The following is an 18,204-nucleotide window of genomic DNA, read 5'->3' as shown; positions in this document are numbered from 1 at the left end:
CCTGCCCCGGCCCCCGCGCCTGTTGCAGCCCCTGCCGTGACCGCCAACCCGGCTGTAACCCCCACACCTGCCCCAGCTGCCACCCCCAAAGCCGAAGCACCTGCCAAGAAAAAAGCAGCCAAGAAGACCGCCAAGAAAAGCAAAAAGTCCAAAAAGAAAAGCAAGGCCTGAGCTGACAAAAGCCCCGCACTTTCAGCGGGCCTGACCCACGTCAGACCCCAATCCAAGGCCACCGCAAGGTGGCCTTTGTCATTGGAGCCGCACAGAAACAACAGGACCACTCGGAGCCTGGCTCAAGCTTGACTCACACGTCAATCGCCGCTGCCGACCCCGCCTGCTTGCGCAATTCAAACTTCTGGATCTTGCCCGTGCTGGTTTTGGGCAACTCGCCAAACACCACGGCTCGCGGCACCTTGAAGCCCGCCAAATGCTGCTTGCAATGCGCCACGATCTGCTCGGCCGTGACCTGGGCGTCGGCCTTCAGCTCCACAAAGGCGCAAGGCGTCTCGCCCCAGCGCGCATCGGGCTTGGCCACCACGGCGGCGGCCAGCACAGCGGGGTGGCGGTACAACACGTCTTCCACCTCGATCGATGAAATGTTCTCACCACCCGAAATGATGATGTCTTTGCTGCGGTCCTTGATCTTGAAATAGCCGTCGGGGTACTGCACCGCCAAGTCGCCGCTGTGGAACCAACCGCCCGCAAAGGCCTCTTGTGTGGCCTTGGGGTTCTTGAGGTAACCCTTCATGGTGATGTTGCCCTTGAACATGATCTCGCCCATGGTCTCGCCATCTTGTGGCACGGGCTGCATGGTTTCGGGGTTGAGCACCCGCACATCGCGCTGCAGGTGGTAACGCACGCCTTGGCGGGCATTCAGCCGTGCGCGGTCACCAATGTCCAGCGCGTCCCACTCGGGGTGCTTGGGGCAGACGGTGGCCGGGCCATAGACCTCGGTCAGGCCGTACACATGGGTCAAGTCAAAGCCCATCTGCTCCATGCCCTCGATCATCGAGGCCGGGGGTGCCGCACCCGCCACCATCGCCTTGATGCCTGCGGGCACCCCCGCCTTCATCGCGGCCGGGGCGTTGACCAGCAGGCCGTGCACGATGGGCGCACCGCAGTAATGGGTGACACCATGGTCGCGCATGGCATCAAACATGGCCTGCGCGTCCACCTTGCGCAGGCACACGTTCACGCCCGCACGCGCCGCCACCGTCCACGGGAAACACCAGCCGTTGCAATGGAACATGGGCAGCGTCCATAAATACGCCGCGTGCTTGGGCATGTCCCATTCCAGAATGTTCGAGATCGCGTTCGTCGCCGCGCCCCGGTGGTGGTAGACCACCCCCTTGGGGTTGCCCGTGGTGCCGCTGGTGTAGTTCAGTGCAATCGCGTCCCACTCATTGCCGGGCAGGCTCCAGGCAAAGTCGGCATCGCCGCTGGCCACAAAGTCTTCGTAAGTCACCGAGCCCAGTTTTTCAGTCGGGCCCGTGTACAGCGCGTCTTCCACATCGATCACCAGCACGGGCCGTGTGGACTGGCGCAGCGCCAGGGCTTTTTTCATCACGCCAGCAAACTCCGGGTCCACGATCACCGCCTTCGCCTCGCCATGGTCGAGCATGAAGGCCACCGTCTCGGGGTCCAGCCGGGTGTTCAGGGCGTTGAGCACCGCCCCGGCCATGGGGATGCCGAAGTGCGCCTCCACCATGGGCGGCGTGTTGGGCAGCATCACGGCCACCGTGTCGTTCTTGCCAATGCCCGCCTGCGCCAGCGCACTGGCCAGCTGGCGGGTGCGGCGGTAAGTGGTGGCCCAGTCCTGGCGCAAATCGCCATGCACGATGGCCAGGCGCTGGGGGTAGACCTCGGCCGTGCGCTCGATGAAGCTCAAGGGCGAAATCGGCGCGTGGTTGGCGGGGGTTTGGGGCAGGTCTTGGTCAAAGATGCTGACTTTGGTATCGGTCATGAACGGGTCCTGTTTCGGCTAACGGTTGGATGTTGAACAGTTTGCCTGACCCAGCGCTGAAATCCATGCTGGTTTGCCCCGAAACCTGCACGGGATGAACCGCCCTTATCGGCGAAAATAGCCCTCTTATGGCCATCCCCCAGTCTTTCATCCAGGAGTTGCTGTCCCGCGTCGACGTGGTCGACATCGTGGGCAAGTACGTGCAGCTCAAGAAAGGCGGGGCCAACTTCATGGGCCTGTGCCCTTTCCATGGCGAAAAATCGCCCAGCTTCAGCGTCAGCCCCACCAAGCAGTTTTTCCACTGCTTTGGCTGCGGCAAAAACGGCAATGCCATCGGCTTCCTGATGGAGCACGCGGGCATGACCTTCATCGAAGCGGTGAAGGACCTGGCCCAACAAACCGGCATGGTGGTGCCCGAAGAACAGCAGTCGCCCGAAGACCGCGCCCGCGCCGCCGCTGCCAAGGCCAAACAAGACAGCCTGAGCGATGTGCTGGAAAAAGCAGGCGAGGCCTACCGAGACCAGCTCAAGATTACCCCGCACGCCATCGACTACCTCAAGGGCCGGGGCCTGTCCGGGCAAATCGCCAAGCGCTTTGGTCTGGGCTACGCGCCCGAGGGCTGGCGCAGTCTGGCCAGCATCTTCCCCAAATACGACGACCCGCTGTTGGCCGAGTCAGGTTTGGTGATCGTCAACGAGGAAGACGACAAACGCTACGACCGTTTTCGGGACCGCATCATGTTCCCGATCCGCAACATCAAAGGCGAGTGCATCGGCTTTGGCGGGCGGGTGATCGGCGCAGGCACCCCAAAATATTTGAACTCGCCCGAAACCCCGGTCTTCCACAAAGGCCGCGAGCTGTATGGCCTGTATGAAGCGCGCGAAGCCCTGCACAGTGCGGGCTACGTGCTCGTGACCGAAGGCTACATGGACGTGGTGGCACTGGCGCAACTCGGCTTTGCCAACGCCGTGGCCACGCTGGGCACGGCTTGCACACCCGACCATGTGCAAAAGCTGTTCCGCTTCACCGACTCGGTGGTCTTCAGCTTTGACGGCGACGGCGCAGGCCGCCGCGCTGCCCGCAAGGCGCTCGACGGCGCACTGCCCTACGCCACCGATGTGCGCAGCATCAAGTTCTTGTTTTTGCCTGCCGAGCACGACCCCGACAGCTATGTGCGCGAGTTTGGCCAAGAGGCTTTTGCCGAGCAAATAAAGCAGGCCATGCCCCTGTCGCGCTTTTTGATCGAAGCGGCCAGCGCCGACTGCGACCTGCAAACCGCCGAAGGCCGCGCCCGCCTGTCCAGCCAGGCCCGCCCGCTTTGGCAGCTGCTGCCCGAAGGCGCACTCAAGCAGCAATTGCTGTCAGAGTTGGCGCAACTCATCCAGCTGGAAACGGCAGGCCTGGAAAAACTGTGGGGCCAACAAGCGGCCAGTGACCAACGCTTTGCGCGGGGCCCCAGCCCAGCCGCACCATCGCCCGCCTTTGCTGCGCCTGGCCACAGCCCTCAAACAGGTGGCGATGATTTCCCGCACTTTGAGCCGCACTACGGCGAGCCACCCGCTTGGAGCGGCGACGGCGGCCAGGCGAGCGGCGCTGCGGCTTATGCCAACGCGTACAACAACGCGGGTGGCGGCTTTACAGGCGGCAACAACTGGAAAAGCAAAAACCCCAACTGGACACCGGGCAGCAAGTTTGGCAACGGCAAATACAAACGCGAGCAGCCCCCGGTCTACACCGGCCCGCGCACAGTGCCTGCCAGCCGGGCCGACCACGCCGCCCGCCTGCTGCTGGGCAACATGGCGCTGTGGGAAACCTTGGCAGGCGAAGACCACGCCATGCTGTGCGCCCTGCCCCCGCCGCATGGCCCGCTGTTTGCGTGGCTCGAATCTGTGTTCCATGAACAAGGGGCTTTGGGCTGGTCCACCTTGCGCGAGCACATGCAAGGCCAGCCCTTTGCAGACGACGCCACCCGCTGGATGGCGCAAGACAAACTCAACGCCGTGGCCGGCAGCGAAGACGCCACCCCACCCGACCCGCAAGAAGCCCGGCAGGAACTGCGCCGCTTGCTCACCATGCTGATGATCGACCGCCTCAAGCAGCTCGAAACCGAAGCCCTGACCCAGGCCAGCACCGGGCAAGACCCCGAAGCCCAGCAACGCTGGCGCAGCCTGCACGAACGCCGCAAAGCGCTGATGGCCGCAGCTGCCGCTTTGCAAGCCGCCAGCTGATCCAAGTCGGCAGACGTCTGAGCGCGGGAATACGCAGCCCAGGAATCGCGGTCAGAGACCGCGCCTACAAAGCAGGTCAGGAATTACTTACCCACCAACTCGTTGAATTTGTCGGCCTCGAAGGTCTCACGCTTGGCGGCATCACCGGGCATGGCCATGTGTTGCTGGGCACACAACTGCTCCAGGGCTTGCCAGATCATGGCAATTTGGTGCTCTTGGCCAGCCGCGTTGTCGATCAGGCCGCGCAAGGCCTGGCTCAGCGGGTCGTCGTTTTGCGTCACGCCATAGGCCGAGAAACCCATTTTGGAAGCCACTTCTTCGCGCTTGGCGTCTTGTTCGGCCTGGATGATGCGCGCCGGGTTGCCCACTGCCGTGGCCCCGGCGGGCACCGGCTTGGTCACCACCGCGTTCGAGCCCACCTTGGCCCCATCGCCCACCTCAAAACCGCCCAGCACCTTGGCCCCCGCGCCGATCACCACATCGCGGCCCAAAGTCGGGTGGCGCTTGGCCCCTTTGTACAGCGATGTGCCGCCCAAAGTAACGCCGTGGTAGATGGTGCAACCCTCGCCAATTTGGGCTGTCTCGCCAATCACGATGCCCATGCCATGGTCAAAAAACACCCGCTCGCCAATCTGCGCACCGGGATGGATCTCGATGCCCGTGAGCCAGCGCGACACATGCGAAATGAAGCGCCCCAGCCACTTGAAGCCATGGCTCCAGCACCAGTGCGCCCGGCGGTGCAGCACCAAAGCGTGCAGGCCCGGGTAACAGGTCAGCACCTCCCAAGCGGTGCGTGCTGCGGGGTCCCGGTCAAGGATGCATTGGATGTCGGAGCGAAGGCGAGAAAACATAGGCTTTGAGTCTATCGCTTGGCGCTGGCGTTTTGGATCATGGCCTTCGCCACCCCGCGCAGGATGTGGATTTCTTCCGGGCTCAAATCAGCCCGGTTGAACAACTGGTTCAGGCGTGGCATCAGCTTTTTCGGCGCGGCCGGGTCCAGAAAGCCGATGTCGGTCAGCGCCTGCTCCCAGTGACCCAGCATGCCCGCCACCTGCTGTGCATCGGCTTTGTCAGCCGGCGGTACAGCGCCCTGCACCGGAAAGCCACCCAAAGCCACCCGCCAGTCGTAAGCCACCACCTGAATGGCCGAGCCCAAATTGAGCGAGCCAAACTGAGGGTTGGTGGGAATGGAAAGCGCCACATGGCAGCGGTAAACATCCTCGTTTTTCATGCCAAACCGCTCAGAGCCGAACAAGAAGGCCACACACTGCTCGGGCGCACCGGGCCGTGTCAGCTCGGCAAAATGCTCACGCGGCGAGCGCGTGGGCGGGCCAAAGTCGCGCGGGGTCATGGCCGTGGCACACAGATGGGTCACGCCGTCCAAAGCCTCTTCGAGCGTGCCCACCACACGGGCCTTGGCCAGCACATCGTTGGCCCCGCTGGCGCGCTGGATGGTTTCTTCTTTGCGCAGCACATTGGGCCAGCGCGGTGCCACCAGCACCAGATCGTCAAAACCCATGACTTTCAGGGCACGGGCAGCAGCACCCACGTTGCCGGCATGGCTGGTTTCTATCAAGATGAATCGCGTTTGCATGCCCCGATTGTCCACGCTCCCATACGCTGCGCCCGATGCAGCCCTTCAAGCTTGGTTTTGCTAAACTGAGCCGGTCCAACAGACTTGCAGGAAAACCCATGAAATTTGACCACCTGAAAGACTTGCCCAAGGCGGAAAGCTTGCTGGCCATGGAAATTTTGTGGCAGTCCTTGTCTCAAAACCCCACCGAAGACCTGACGCCCCCCTGGCACCAACAGGTGCTTGCCGCACGATTGGAACGCCTGAAGTCAGGCCAGGAAAGCTGCCTGCCTTGGGATCAAGCCAAAGAGCGCTTGCGCACCCTGACCCGCCCAACCCCAAGCCACTGAGCCAGGCAAGCCATGAATGGCTGCGAGTCCATCGAGATCACGCAAGCGGCACAAGACGATTTGTTGGCGGCTTACTGGTTTTACGAACACCAGCAAGCTGGCATAGGTGCTTACTTTTTAAACAGCTTGTACGCTGACATTGATGCCTTGCAAATCAGTGCCGGTGTTCATATCAAAATTCAACCCAGCGGCGCGTTTCGAAGCTTGGGAAGCCGCTTTCCCTTTGCCATTTACTATTTGCTCGAAGGCAAAAAAGCCACTGTATTGGCCGTGCTGGACACCCGCCGTTCGCCTGAGTGGCTGCGTGAACGTCCAAGCTTATGACGCGCCAGCGACGGCTTGCTGGGCTTTTCATGAGAAAATGCGTCCCTTGTCGCCGCGATCGTGCGTGCGTTGCACCGTTCTTCACACAATTCATGTCGTCCAATCTCCACCCCATGCTCAACGTGGCCATCAAGGCTGCGCGCGCCGCTGGCGCCATCATCAACCGCGCTGCGCTCGACGTTGAAGCGGTTCGCATCTCGCAAAAGCAGGTCAATGACTTCGTCACCGAAGTCGACCACGCCGCTGAAAAAGTCATCATCGACACCCTGCTGACCGCCTACCCCGACCACGGCATCCTGGCCGAAGAGTCGGGCCGCGAATTCGGCAACCCGCTCGCTGACCATATCTGGATCATCGACCCCCTGGACGGCACGACCAACTTCATCCACGGCTTCCCCGTTTACTGCGTGAGCATTGCCCTGCAAGTGCGCGGCAAGATCGAGCAAGCCGTCATTTACGACCCCACCCGCAACGATTTGTTCACCGCCACCAAAGGCCGTGGCGCGTTCATGAACGACCGCCGCCTGCGCGTGAGCAAGCGCATCCGCTTGCAGGAATGCATCATCTCCACAGGTTTTCCCTTCCGCAAAGGCGACAACTTTAACCAGTACCTGCGCATGATGGGCGATGTGATGCAGCGCACCGCTGGCCTGCGCCGCCCCGGTTCTGCAGCACTCGACCTGGCCTACGTGGCCGCAGGTTTCACCGACGGTTTCTTTGAAACCGGCCTCTCGCCTTGGGACGTGGCTGCAGGCTCGCTGCTGGTCACCGAAGCCGGTGGCCTGATCGGTAACTTCACAGGCGAGTCCGACTTTCTGGAACAAAAAGAATGCCTGGCAGGCGCCCCCCGCATTTACGGCCAGCTGGTCACCATCTTGGGCAAGTACAGCAAATTTGCCAGCGCGGGCGACAAAGCCAACGTGCGCACCGCCGTGGACGCCCTGAGCCGCGAGCGCACAGGCGACACGCACAACCCGGACGCCGAAGGCGCTGACGATGCCCCCAGCGAAAGCACTGAAGCGGCCAGCGACGAGCGCAAAGACGCACCGTTTTAAGCACGCGACGGACGCGTCCAACCCTCGTCTTCAGCGCAAAAAAAAGCACCTCAAACGAGGTGCTTTTTTTGTGCCTGCAGGCCGATCAGTTGCCGGCCGTTGACTCGTCGCCTGAATCGCCCTCGGGGGGGGGCAAGCGCATGGCCAGCACCTTGTCGATGGCACGCCCGTCCATGTCCACGATCTCCAGCTTCCAGCCTTCCCACTGCACCGCATCGGCCACCTTGGGCAAGGTGCCGGTCAGCAGCATGATCATGCCGCTCAGGGTGTGGTAGCGGCCGCGCTCTTCTTCGGGCACCTCTTCCAGGCCCAGGCGGTCCTTGAGTTCGGGCACCGGAATGTGGCCGTCGAGCAACCAGCTGCCGTCTTCGCGCTGCACCGCCCAGGAGGTTTCGGGGTCTCGCGGCTGGAACTCGCCCGTGATCGCCTCGATCAAGTCCTGCAGTGTGATGATGCCCTGCACCTCACCGTACTCGTCGATCACAAAGGCCATGTGCACATCGGACAGCCGGAAGTTGTCCAGCAACTCCATGCCGGTGATGGTCTCGGGCACATACAACGGGCTTTGCAGCGCTTGCTCACGCAGCGACTGCGACTTGTCTTTCAGGGCACGCGTGAGCCACTGGCGGGCGTTGATCACGCCCAGGATGTTTTCAATGCCGCCTTGCACCACCGGGAAGCGGGCATGGTCCGACTCTTCGATGTGGCGCAGGTTGTCTTCAAATGAATCGTCCACATCCAGGCACACGATGTCGGCACGCGGCACCATGAGCGAGCCAATTTGCCGGTCGTCCAAGCGAAACACGTTGCGGACCATGGTGTGCTCGTGCGACTCGATCACGCCCGCCGAGGTGCCTTCGACCAGCATGGCGTGGATTTCTTCCTCGGTCACGGGCGTGCCCTTGGTCTCCTTCACGCCCATCAGGCGCAGCAAAGCGCGGGTGGAGGCGGACAACAAAATCACAAAAGGCTTGGTCGCCAGCGCCAAAAAGTTGATGGGCCGGGCCACCAGGCGGGCAAAGGTTTCGGGGTAAGACTGGCCGATGCGCTTGGGCACCAACTCGCCCACCACAATCGAGAAATAGGTGATGGTCAACACCACAATGCCGGTGGCGGCAAAGCTGGCATAGGCATCGGGCACACCCAAAGAAACCAGCCACATGGCCATGGGGACAGCCAAAGCGGCCTCACCCACGATACCGTTCAAAACACCAATGGAGGTGATGCCGATCTGAATGGTGGACAAAAAACGCGTGGGGTCTTCCCCCAGCTTGACAGCCGCTGCCGCGCCGCTGTCGCCCTCATCAATGAGCTTCTGAAGCCGGGCTTTGCGGGCCGTGACCAAGGCAATCTCGGACATGGCAAACACCCCGTTCAGGCAGATGAGGGCAAAAAGTATCGCTATTTCCATACAACGGGCTCGCCTGAGCCCTGGGAGTTGACAAGCTTACATTGTAAGTAAATGCAATTCTGCGAGCCAAAGACCTTCGCAGGCCTTGCCGCACATCCAATCAAAACCAGGCCCAGAGCCATCAAGTCACGTGGTTTTTCAGGCATTCCATATCCCCCAAACTTTCGTTCATCACGTCAAGCTCACCCGTTCCCTCCGCGCCGAATAAAATCAGCGCTGCCCCACCATTGCACCCCTGCCCCGGTGACCACTTGCCGAGTCGGCCCAGCCCTTGATGCCAAACGACACCTCTCCTGCCCCCAGTCCTGCTGACTACGCTGGCCACACGCCCATGATGGCCCAGTACCTGGGCATCAAGGCGGAGTTTCCAGACACGCTGGTGTTCTACCGCATGGGCGACTTTTACGAGCTGTTCTTTGGCGACGCCGAAAAAGCCGCAGGCCTGCTCGACATCACCTTGACGCGCCGGGGTCAGTCGGCCGGGCAACCCGTGCTCATGGCGGGCGTGCCTTTCCATTCGGTCGAAACCTATTTGGCCCGGCTCATCAAGCTGGGCGAGTCCGTCGCCATTTGTGAGCAAGTGGGCGATGTGGCCACGTCCAAAGGCCCGGTCGAGCGCAAAGTGGTGCGCGTGGTCACCCCCGGCACCCTCACCGACACCGAGCTGCTCTCCGACAAAAGCGAAGCCATCTTGCTGGCCGTGCACCAAGCGGGTAAAAACCGCTGCGGCCTGGCGTGGCTGAGCGTCACCCAAGGCGTGGTGCACCTGGCCGAATGCGCACAGGACGAGCTGGCCGATTGGGTGGACCGCATCGCGCCCAGCGAACTGCTGGCCAGCGCGGGCATGACGCCCACCTTTGAGCAAAAACTGCGCGGCCTCAAAACCGCAGGCCGGGGCAGCTGGTCCTTTGCCATGCGGCCCGATTTCCAGTTCGACGCAGGCCTGGGCCAGCGCAAGCTGCTCGAGCAATTGCAAGCCGCGTCGCTCGCCGCCTGGAACGCCGATGCGCTGGCCGACGCACACGCCGCCGCTGCGGCGCTGCTCACTTATGCCGAACACACCCAAGGCCGCAGCCTGCCGCATGTGCAGCGGGTGCAGGTGCAGCGCTCGGACGCGCTGATTGACCTGCCCGCCAGCACCCGCCGCAACTTGGAGCTGACCCAAACCCTGCGCGGCGAGAGCGCATCGGATTCCCCCACTTTGTTTGCCCTGCTCGACACCTGCATGACCGGCATGGGCAGCCGCTTGCTCAAAAGCTGGCTGCTCAGCCCACCGCGCGAGCGCCAAGCCGCGAGGGACCGCCTGCAAGCCCAAGCCGTATTGCGCGGCGAGAGTGGCTCAGGTCCCTGGAGCAGCCTGCGCGAACAGCTCAAAGGCGCGAGCGACGTGGAGCGCATCACCGCCCGCACCGCGCTGCGCCAGGTGCGCCCGCGCGAACTGGTGGCGCTGCGCCATGCGCTGGCGCGTGCGGCTGCACTCTCGGTGCAACTGCAAGACCTTCAGCCTGAGCCGGGCAGCTTGTTGGCAGGTATGGCCCGCTGGCTGACCCCGCCCACAAACTGCGCCGAACTTCTGCAAATGGCCTTGCTCGAAGAGCCGTCCGCCTTGGTTCGCGACGGCGGTGTGATCGCAGACGGCCTGGACGCCGAGCTGGACGAGTTGCGCGGCATCCAGACCAACTGCGATGCGTTTTTGCTCGACCTGGAAACCCGCGAAAAAGAGCGCACCGGCATTGCCAACCTGCGCGTGCAATTCAACAAAGTGCATGGCTTTTACATCGAAGTCACGCAGGGGCAACTCGACAAGGTGCCTGACGACTACCGCCGCCGCCAGACCCTGAAAAACGCCGAACGTTTCATCACGCCCGAGCTCAAGACTTTTGAAGACAAGGCCCTGTCGGCACAAGAGCGCGCCTTGGCCCGCGAGAAGTGGCTCTATGAAGGACTGCTCGACCAGCTGCAGCCCTTTGTGCCCGCGCTCACCGCACTGGCGCAGGCCATGGCCAGCCTGGACGTGTTGTGCGCCCTGACCGAGCGCTCGCTCACCCTCAATTGGTGCGCCCCCGAATTCACCAAAGAGCCTTGCATCGAAATCCGCCAAGGCCGCCACCCGGTGGTCGAAGCGCGCCTGGCCCAAATGTCGGGGGCCAGCTTCATCGCCAACGACACGGTGCTGGGCACCAAGCAGCGCCTGCAAATCATCACCGGCCCCAACATGGGCGGTAAATCGACCTACATGCGCCAGGTGGCGCTGATCGTGCTCTTGGCCAGCATCGGCAGCCATGTACCTGCCAGCCGCTGCCGCCTAGGCCCCATCGACGCCATCCACACCCGCATCGGCGCGGCCGACGACCTGGCCAACGCGCAATCGACCTTCATGCTGGAGATGACCGAGGCCGCACAAATTTTGCACAGCGCCACGCCCCACAGCCTGGTGCTGATGGACGAGATCGGGCGCGGCACCTCGACTTTTGACGGACTGGCTCTGGCCAGCGGCATCGCCACGCACCTGCACAACAAAACGCAAGCCTTTGCGCTGTTTGCCACGCACTACTTCGAGCTGACCGAGTTCCCGGCCACGCACACGGCGGCCGTCAACATGCATGTGAGCGCGGCCGAGTCTGGCGCGTCCATCGTCTTCTTGCACGAGCTGCAACCTGGCCCGGCCAGCAAGAGTTATGGCGTGCAAGTGGCCCGCTTGGCAGGCATGCCAGCGGCTGTGCTCAACCACGCACGCCACGCGCTGAGCGCTTTGGAGGCCGGGGCCACCGAAAGCCGCCAGCAGGTGGACCTGTTCGCCCCACCGCCCGAATCCGAAGCCACCGGCCCCAGCCCCATCGAAGTCGCCCTGGCGCAAATCAACCCCGATGCGCTCAGCCCCCGCGAAGCGCTCGACGCCCTGTATGCCCTGCAGCGTTTGCTGCCCAAAAACTAAAGAGCCCCCACATGACCTACTGTGTTGCCGTCAAAACCCGCGCCGGGCTGGTGTTCCTGTCCGATTCACGCACCAATGCGGGGCTCGACCAGATCAGCACCTTCCGCAAAATGATCGTCTATGAAAAAGCAGGCGACCGCTTCATGACCTTGTTGTCAGCGGGCAACTTGAGCATTTCACAATCGGTGCGCGAAGTGCTGCAAATCGAAAAACTGGTCGAGCCCGGGCAAGACGAACCCCTGACCATCTGGAACGCCAAAAGCATGTTCGACGCCACCCGCGTGCTGGGTGCGGCCGTGCGCCGCGTGTACGAGCGCGATGCCGCTGCGCTGCGCGCCTCGGGTGTGGAGTTCAACGTGTCCATGATTTTTGGTGGCCAGATCGGCGGCGAAGGCATGCGCCTGTTCCAGGTCTATTCACCCGGCAACTTCATCGAAGCCACCGATGAGACGCCCTACTTTCAGATCGGCGAATCCAAATACGGCAAACCCGTGCTCGACCGTGTCATCACCCCCGACACCCCGCTGGACGAGGCGGCCAAATGCGCCTTGGTGTCGATGGACTCGACCCTCAAATCCAACCTGTCGGTCGGCCTGCCGCTGGACATGGTGGTGTATCAGGCGGGCAGCTTGCAGACCGACCGCATCATGTGCATCGACGAGCACAACCCCTACTTCAAAATGCTGCGCACGAGCTGGGGCGACAAACTGCGCCAGATGTTCGACAGCATCGAAGACCCCATGTGGAACGGCGGCGCGACCGACATCCCGCTCATGGTGTCCGCCCAGCGCAACACCTTGCTCAAGAAAATCACGACGCCTGAAGAGAAACTGATCTGATGACCGCCCGCATCATCTTCTCGCACGGCAACAGCTTTCCGGCCAGCACCTACCGCGTGCTGTTCGACAACCTGCGTCAGCGCGGCTTTGCGGTCGACGCGGTGGAAAAATTTGGCCACGACCCGCAATACCCCGTCACCAACAACTGGCCGCATCTGGTGCAACAACTGGCGGACTTTGCCCGTGACAAACAAGGCGATGGCGAACCCGCCTTTTTGGTCGGTCACTCGCTGGGCGGCATCTTGAGCCTCATGTGCGCCGCCCGCCACCCCGAACTGGCGCGTGGCGTGGTGCTGATCGACTCCCCCGTGCTGGGCGGCTGGCGGGCCACCACCTTGGGCCTGGCCAAACGCACCCCCCTGATCGGTGCCCTCTCGCCCGGGCGCATCAGCCAAAAACGCCGCCACCACTGGCCCGACGCTCAGGCCGCACTCGAGAGCTTTGCGCACAAAAAATCATTTGCCCGCTGGGACCCGCAGGTGCTGCGGGACTACATTGAGTTCGGCACGCACGACGAAGGCGGCCAGCGCGTGCTCAGCTTTGACCGCGACATCGAAACCGCCATCTACAACAGCCTGCCGCACAAACTCGACAGCCTGCTCAAGCGCAAACCCCTCAAATGCCCCGCCGCCTTCATTGGCGGCACGCACTCGGCCGAGATGCGCCAGGCTGGCACCGACCTGACCCACCAGGTCGTCAAAGGCCGCATCATGATGCTCGACGGCTCCCACCTCTTCCCCATGGAAAAACCCATCGCTACCGCAGCAGCGATCGAGGCCAGCTTGCGCAATCTGGGCGTTTGAAACCCATCGTGTGGTGGGGGCTCGGTCTTTGTGCCCCCACTGCACAGGTGACAGTGCCCGGTCAGCGCTTTGCACATAATCCTGAAGCAAAAATTCCAAGGTCATCCGCATGCCATCCACCAAACCCCTTCGCGGCGTTCGCGTCGTCAGCCTCGCACTCAACCTGCCCGGTCCTGCCGCCCTGATGCGCCTGGCCCAAATGGGTGCCAGCTGCACCAAGATCAACCCGCCTTCAGGCGACCCCATGCAGCACTACACCCCCGACGGTTACGCGCTGATGCACAAGGGCGTGAAACACCACACCCTCGACCTCAAAACCGAGGCCGGACAAGCCGCCTTGCACAAACTGTTGCCCAAGACCGATGTGCTGCTGACCTCGTTCCGCCCCTCTGCCCTGACCAAGCTGGGCCTGAGCTGGAAAACCCTGCGCAAGCAATACCCCGCGCTCAGCCTGATCGAAGTGGTCGGTGCACCCGGCCCGTTGGCCGAAATTCCCGGCCACGACTTGACGTACCAAGCCGAGGTGGGCCTCGTCAACGGCATGGACCTGCCACCGAGTTTGTTTGCCGACATGGGCGGCGCGCTCATGGCCAGCGAAGCCACGCTCAAGGCGGTGCTCTCGCTCAAAACCACAGGCAAAGGCTCGCGCCACGAAGTGGCCCTGTCCGACGCCGCCGCCTGGCTGGCCCTGCCTCGCCAGCTGCGCATGACCACGCCCGACGGTGCGGTGGGCGGTGCACACGCGGGCTACCGCATCTATGCCTGCAAAAACGGCCGCGTGGCCGTGGCGGCCCTGGAGCCGCACTTTGCGCAGCGCCTGTGCGAAGCCGCTGGCGTCCCACTGGCCCACCCGGTCAAAGACCTGTTCAAGCCCGCCACACGCCAAGCCATCGAGGCCTTCTTGGCCAGCCAGACCCGCGCTCAGCTCGACAAACTGGCCACGGCCAAAGACATCCCGCTGATGACGCTCAAATAAGCCGCAGCCCACCGCGGCGCATTCATTGGCACATTCATCGGCCCGTGAATTGCGGGGCGCGTTTCTCCATGAAATGCGCCACCCCTTCGCGAAAGTCATCGCTTGCAAAGCTGCGGGCCATTTCAGCATTGGCCTGGCGGGTGTTTTCTGCCAGCGTCTGAAACGGCGCGTCGTACTGCTGGCGCTTGATCACCGCCATCGAGCGCGGCGACACGTTGTCCACCAAATCACGCGCATAGGCATACGTGGCGGCCGCCAAATCATCGGGCGCAAACACCTTGTTGACCAAGCCCATGGCCTGCGCCTCGGGGGCCAGCAGCTTGCGGGCCGACAGCAACAAATCCATCGCATTGGCGTGGCCCACGATGCGGGGCAGCATCCAGCTCAAACCGTGTTCGGCAATCAAGCCGCGCCTTGAAAACGCGGTGGTGAACACCGCGTTGTCCGCCGCAAAACGGATGTCGCAATACAAGGCGTGCACCAGCCCAATGCCTGCGGTTGCGCCGTTGAGCATGCCAATCACCGGCTTGGGGATCGCCGGGTAAAACCCATAGCGTGTCTGGTAGTCCAGCCGCTGGTTCACATCAAAAGGTTTTGTCCAGGTGGTGGCCGTGATGTCGCTCGGGTCCAGGCCCTTGAGCAAATCCATGTCGGCCCCCGCGCAAAAGCCCCGCCCTGCGCCCGTGAGCACGATGGCGCGTACACCGTCGTCTGCGGCGGCAGCATCCATGGCCTCGCGCACCTCGCGCTCCATCACGGCGGTCCAGGCGTTGAGCTTGTCCGGGCGGTTCAAGGTGATGGTCGCGATGCGGTGATCCACGCTGTAAAGGATGTCTTGGAAACTCATGGCCAGGCTTTCAAAGAAGGATGGAACAAATCAAACGGTGCGTTTGCCACGGGCCAAAAATGCCTGGGTCGCAGGCTGGTCAATCAACTGCTGGCTCCAGCGCTTGAGCACCTTCTCCAGGCGCGGCGCGGCCACCCCCAGCTGCACCATGGCCACGCCACCATTGACCGATTCGCTGTAATCGCAAATCAGCCCATCCTTCAGCTCAAAGCGGCTGATGCCGTCGATCACCACTTGCCGCCCCGCAAACTCGGGCACCCGCGAGGTGAAGCTCGACAAAGACCGCGCATAGGCCACTTGCCCATTGCACACCGGGTCAAACATCTCCCAGCGGTAATCGGGCCCGGCATCGCGGTGGAACAAGTCATTCATCATGTGGGCAATGTCGGCGCGGCCCGTGTGGTCGCCGTAGATGTAGTCGTGGTACACGCCGTCTGGCGTGAAGCACTGCGCAAAGGCCTCGCCATCGCCCGCTTCGGCAGCGGCTGAAAACCGCTTGAGCAATTCTTCAAATTCGTCTGGATGCATGCCCTGGTCTCCTTCGTTTTTTTAATTCAATCGGGCAAAGGGTCGGGCAGGCGTTTGAGCGTGCGCACCTTGGATGCGGTGATGATGACCGCTTGCATCCCAAAGCCCAGCACCACGCACCACAGGCTCACCGAGGCCGGAAAATACACCCCCAACAAGCCGCCCAGCGCCGCGCCTAAAGGCCGTGCGCCCGTGCTCGCCACGATGACGATGGATGTGACCCGCCCGATCATGGCGCGTGGCGTGACGGTCTGGCGCAAGGTGGTCGAGGTGATAACCCACAGGATCGGGCCCGCACCGTACAAAAAGTAAGACAAAGCTGCCACCCAACCCTGGGGCCAAAACAGCGTCAGCGCCATGGTGACCGCCGCCAGCACCGAGAAATAAGGCCCCAGCAAAATCGCCTGCCCAAAGGGCAGCGCCCGCACCACACGCGGCGCCAGCAAGGCCCCCACGATCATGCCCACGCCATACAAAGCCAGCGTTATGCCCACGCCACTGGCGTCCAGCCCCAGGTCGTTGATGGCATAAGGCACATAGGCCGCTTGCAGCATGAACCAGGAAATGTTCCAGGCGATCGAGCAAAACATCATGGGCCGGAGCAAATCGCTTTGCCACACCCACTTGGCACCGTCTTGCAACTCCAGCAAAGGGTGGCGCGCTGGCATGGCCGCGCGTGCTGGCTCTGCAATGCCGCGCAGGCACAACACCGCCGCCACCGACAACATGCCCGACAGCACAAAGGCCGCCGACGCCCCGGTCCACGCGATCAAGGCGCCCGCCAAAGCCGGGCCTGCCGCAAACGCCGCGCTGCGCGCCAACTCCAACCGCCCATTGGCCCGGGCCAGACCCTCGACCTGCACCAGCGCAGGCACCAACGAAGGCGCAGCCACACTGAAAGCCACCGTGCCCACTGCCGCCATGAAACCAATGATGGCCAAAGCCGCAATCGACACATGGCCCGTGACGATCAGCGCCAACAAAAGCAGCAAAGCCAGCGCCCGCAAGGCCTCGGCGAGCGCCATCAAGCGCGTGCGCGAAGTGCGGTCCGCCAGCAGGCCCAGCGGCATCGACAGCAGCAAAAACGGCAGCGATTGGATGGAAGCCAGCAAACCGATCTCGCCGGGCCCCGCCTTGAGCAGCAGCACCGCCACGATGGGGACAGCGGCCAGGCTCAGCTGCTCGGCCGACTGCGCCAGCAAGTTGGACCAGGCCAGGCGGCGGAAAGAGGCGGACAGGACTTCAGACATGCAAAGGGCTGTGAACCAACGCATCTGCAAGATGCGTCAAACAAGGGGCTTCCATTCTGGGCGCGACACAGGGCCCCGCATGTCGCCAAGGTGCACCGCACCAAGGCCCCCCGATCAAGCCAATCAGGCCAAAACAGACCTGATCAGGCCGTCCAGCTCACCAGCCCAAAGTAGCTGGTGCCCAGCACCACCAGACCGAACACGATCCGGTACCACGCAAACACCTCAAAGCTGTTGGTCGAGATGAACTTGAGCAGCCAACGCACACACACCCAGGCGCTCAAAAACGAGAACACCAAGCCCACCGCAAACATCGGCGCATCGGCCATGCTCAGCAAAGCGCGGTCTTTGTACAGGCTGTAAGCCCCGGCCCCAATCAGCGTGGGGATGGCCAGGTAAAAAGAGAAATCGGTCGCCGCCTTGCGCGACATGCCCAGCAACATGCCACCAATGATGGTCGCGCCGCTGCGGCTGGTGCCCGGAATCATGGCCAGGCACTGCACCAGTCCGACCTTCAAAGCGTCCTGCCAACGCATGTCTTCCACCTCGCCAATGCGCACAGCGCTGGCCTGTCTGCGCTCGGCCCACAAAATGATGAAACCACCAATGATGAAACTGGTCGCCACCACCTCGGGCGTGAACAGGTTCGCCTTGATGGCCTTGCCAAACATCAAGCCCAGGATCACGGCCGGCACAAACGCGATGAACACATTGAGCGCAAAACGCTGGGCATCGGCACTGTGCGGCAAAGCGCGCACCGTGCTGCTGATCTTTTGCCAATACACAATGATCACCGCCAAAATCGCGCCCGTCTGAATGGCGATGTCGAACACCTTGGCTTTGTCATCGTCAAAGCCCAGCAAAGCCCCCGCCAAAATCAAATGCCCGGTGGACGAAATCGGCAAGAACTCGGTCAAACCCTCGACCACGCCCATCACGGCGGCTTTCAGCAACAACATCAGGTCCACAAACGCTCCTCGAAAAATCTGGGGGGATTATCGTTGCTCGGGCATGGCTGCCTCCACAAATTCGGCGCACACGTCCATTGGCGTGCGCCATTCACACCCGCCCATAGCATCTCGCGCCGCCTGAACGGTCAGCCGTCGCATACGCATTGATAGC

General features: G+C 62.5%; 16 protein-coding genes. 8 read left to right on the top strand and 8 right to left on the bottom strand.

The window, feature by feature from the left end; translation table 11 throughout:
- Positions 1 to 304 precede the first annotated feature (304 nt).
- Positions 305 to 1,963 (bottom strand): acyl-CoA synthetase, encoded by a 1,659-nt coding sequence (locus QZ190_RS05115; protein WP_291914261.1) that lies wholly within the window; start codon positions 1,961 to 1,963, stop codon positions 305 to 307.
- A 128-nt stretch (positions 1,964 to 2,091) separates the two neighbouring features.
- Here QZ190_RS05115 and dnaG point away from each other — a divergent pair, with 128 nt between their 5' ends.
- Complete coding sequence (gene dnaG / locus QZ190_RS05110) at positions 2,092 to 4,191, top strand: DNA primase (protein WP_291914258.1); 2,100 nt, start codon at positions 2,092 to 2,094, stop codon at positions 4,189 to 4,191.
- Positions 4,192 to 4,274: 83 nt separating this feature from the next.
- Here the strand turns inward: dnaG and cysE are convergent, their stop codons facing one another.
- Complete coding sequence (cysE, locus tag QZ190_RS05105; RefSeq protein ID WP_291914256.1) at positions 4,275 to 5,042, bottom strand: serine O-acetyltransferase; 768 nt, start codon at positions 5,040 to 5,042, stop codon at positions 4,275 to 4,277.
- Positions 5,043 to 5,053: 11 nt separating this feature from the next.
- Positions 5,054 to 5,785 (bottom strand): RNA methyltransferase, encoded by a 732-nt coding sequence (locus QZ190_RS05100; RefSeq protein ID WP_291914254.1) that lies wholly within the window; start codon positions 5,783 to 5,785, stop codon positions 5,054 to 5,056.
- A gap of 98 nt (positions 5,786 to 5,883) precedes the next feature.
- On the opposite strand from QZ190_RS05100, the gene QZ190_RS05095 reads away from it, so the two are divergent.
- From QZ190_RS05095 to QZ190_RS05085, 3 genes are all read left to right on the top strand, one after another.
- Entirely contained in the window at positions 5,884 to 6,114 is a 231-nt protein-coding gene (locus QZ190_RS05095) for an addiction module protein (protein WP_291914253.1), read from the top strand.
- Between the two features lie 12 nt (positions 6,115 to 6,126).
- Positions 6,127 to 6,438, top strand: coding sequence for a hypothetical protein (locus QZ190_RS05090; RefSeq protein ID WP_291914251.1), 312 nt, complete (start codon positions 6,127 to 6,129; stop codon positions 6,436 to 6,438).
- A gap of 92 nt (positions 6,439 to 6,530) precedes the next feature.
- A complete protein-coding gene (locus tag QZ190_RS05085) occupies positions 6,531 to 7,493 on the top strand; it encodes an inositol monophosphatase family protein (RefSeq protein ID WP_291914249.1) in 963 nt (320 codons plus the stop codon).
- Between the two features lie 85 nt (positions 7,494 to 7,578).
- On the opposite strand, the gene QZ190_RS05080 is transcribed toward QZ190_RS05085, so the two are convergent.
- On the bottom strand, positions 7,579 to 8,904 hold the full coding sequence (locus tag QZ190_RS05080) for a hemolysin family protein (RefSeq protein WP_291914244.1): 1,326 nt from the start codon (positions 8,902 to 8,904) through the stop codon (positions 7,579 to 7,581).
- A gap of 274 nt (positions 8,905 to 9,178) precedes the next feature.
- Here QZ190_RS05080 and mutS point away from each other — a divergent pair, with 274 nt between their 5' ends.
- From mutS to QZ190_RS05060, 4 genes are all read left to right on the top strand, one after another.
- Entirely contained in the window at positions 9,179 to 11,839 is a 2,661-nt protein-coding gene (mutS, locus tag QZ190_RS05075; protein WP_291914242.1) for a DNA mismatch repair protein MutS, read from the top strand.
- A gap of 11 nt (positions 11,840 to 11,850) precedes the next feature.
- Positions 11,851 to 12,678: a proteasome-type protease gene (locus QZ190_RS05070; protein ID WP_291914240.1), complete on the top strand. Its 828-nt coding sequence runs from the start codon at positions 11,851 to 11,853 to the stop codon at positions 12,676 to 12,678.
- Positions 12,678 to 13,481: an alpha/beta hydrolase gene (locus tag QZ190_RS05065; RefSeq protein WP_291914237.1), complete on the top strand. Its 804-nt coding sequence runs from the start codon at positions 12,678 to 12,680 to the stop codon at positions 13,479 to 13,481. The genes QZ190_RS05070 and QZ190_RS05065 overlap by 1 nt, the downstream gene beginning before the upstream one ends.
- A gap of 109 nt (positions 13,482 to 13,590) precedes the next feature.
- Positions 13,591 to 14,457, top strand: a complete 867-nt coding sequence (locus QZ190_RS05060) for a CoA transferase (RefSeq protein ID WP_291914234.1) — start codon at positions 13,591 to 13,593, stop codon at positions 14,455 to 14,457.
- A 34-nt stretch (positions 14,458 to 14,491) separates the two neighbouring features.
- Here QZ190_RS05060 and QZ190_RS05055 read toward each other — a convergent pair whose 3' ends face one another.
- From QZ190_RS05055 to QZ190_RS05040, 4 genes are all read right to left on the bottom strand, one after another.
- Positions 14,492 to 15,304, bottom strand: a complete 813-nt coding sequence (locus tag QZ190_RS05055; protein ID WP_291914231.1) for an enoyl-CoA hydratase — start codon at positions 15,302 to 15,304, stop codon at positions 14,492 to 14,494.
- 30 nt (positions 15,305 to 15,334) lie between these two features.
- Positions 15,335 to 15,832 carry a nuclear transport factor 2 family protein gene (locus QZ190_RS05050; protein WP_291914230.1) on the bottom strand — a complete coding sequence of 166 codons (498 nt, stop codon included), beginning with the start codon at positions 15,830 to 15,832 and terminating at the stop codon, positions 15,335 to 15,337.
- 26 nt (positions 15,833 to 15,858) lie between these two features.
- On the bottom strand, positions 15,859 to 17,082 hold the full coding sequence (locus tag QZ190_RS05045; protein WP_291914228.1) for an MFS transporter: 1,224 nt from the start codon (positions 17,080 to 17,082) through the stop codon (positions 15,859 to 15,861).
- Positions 17,083 to 17,225: 143 nt separating this feature from the next.
- Complete coding sequence (locus QZ190_RS05040; RefSeq protein ID WP_291914226.1) at positions 17,226 to 18,050, bottom strand: undecaprenyl-diphosphate phosphatase; 825 nt, start codon at positions 18,048 to 18,050, stop codon at positions 17,226 to 17,228.
- Positions 18,051 to 18,204: the final 154 nt, after the last annotated feature.

Source organism: Limnohabitans sp. (assembly GCF_017848645.1).
Classification (GTDB): Bacteria; Pseudomonadota; Gammaproteobacteria; order Burkholderiales; family Burkholderiaceae_C; genus Limnohabitans_A.
This window is presented reverse-complemented; position numbering and strand designations above follow the sequence as displayed.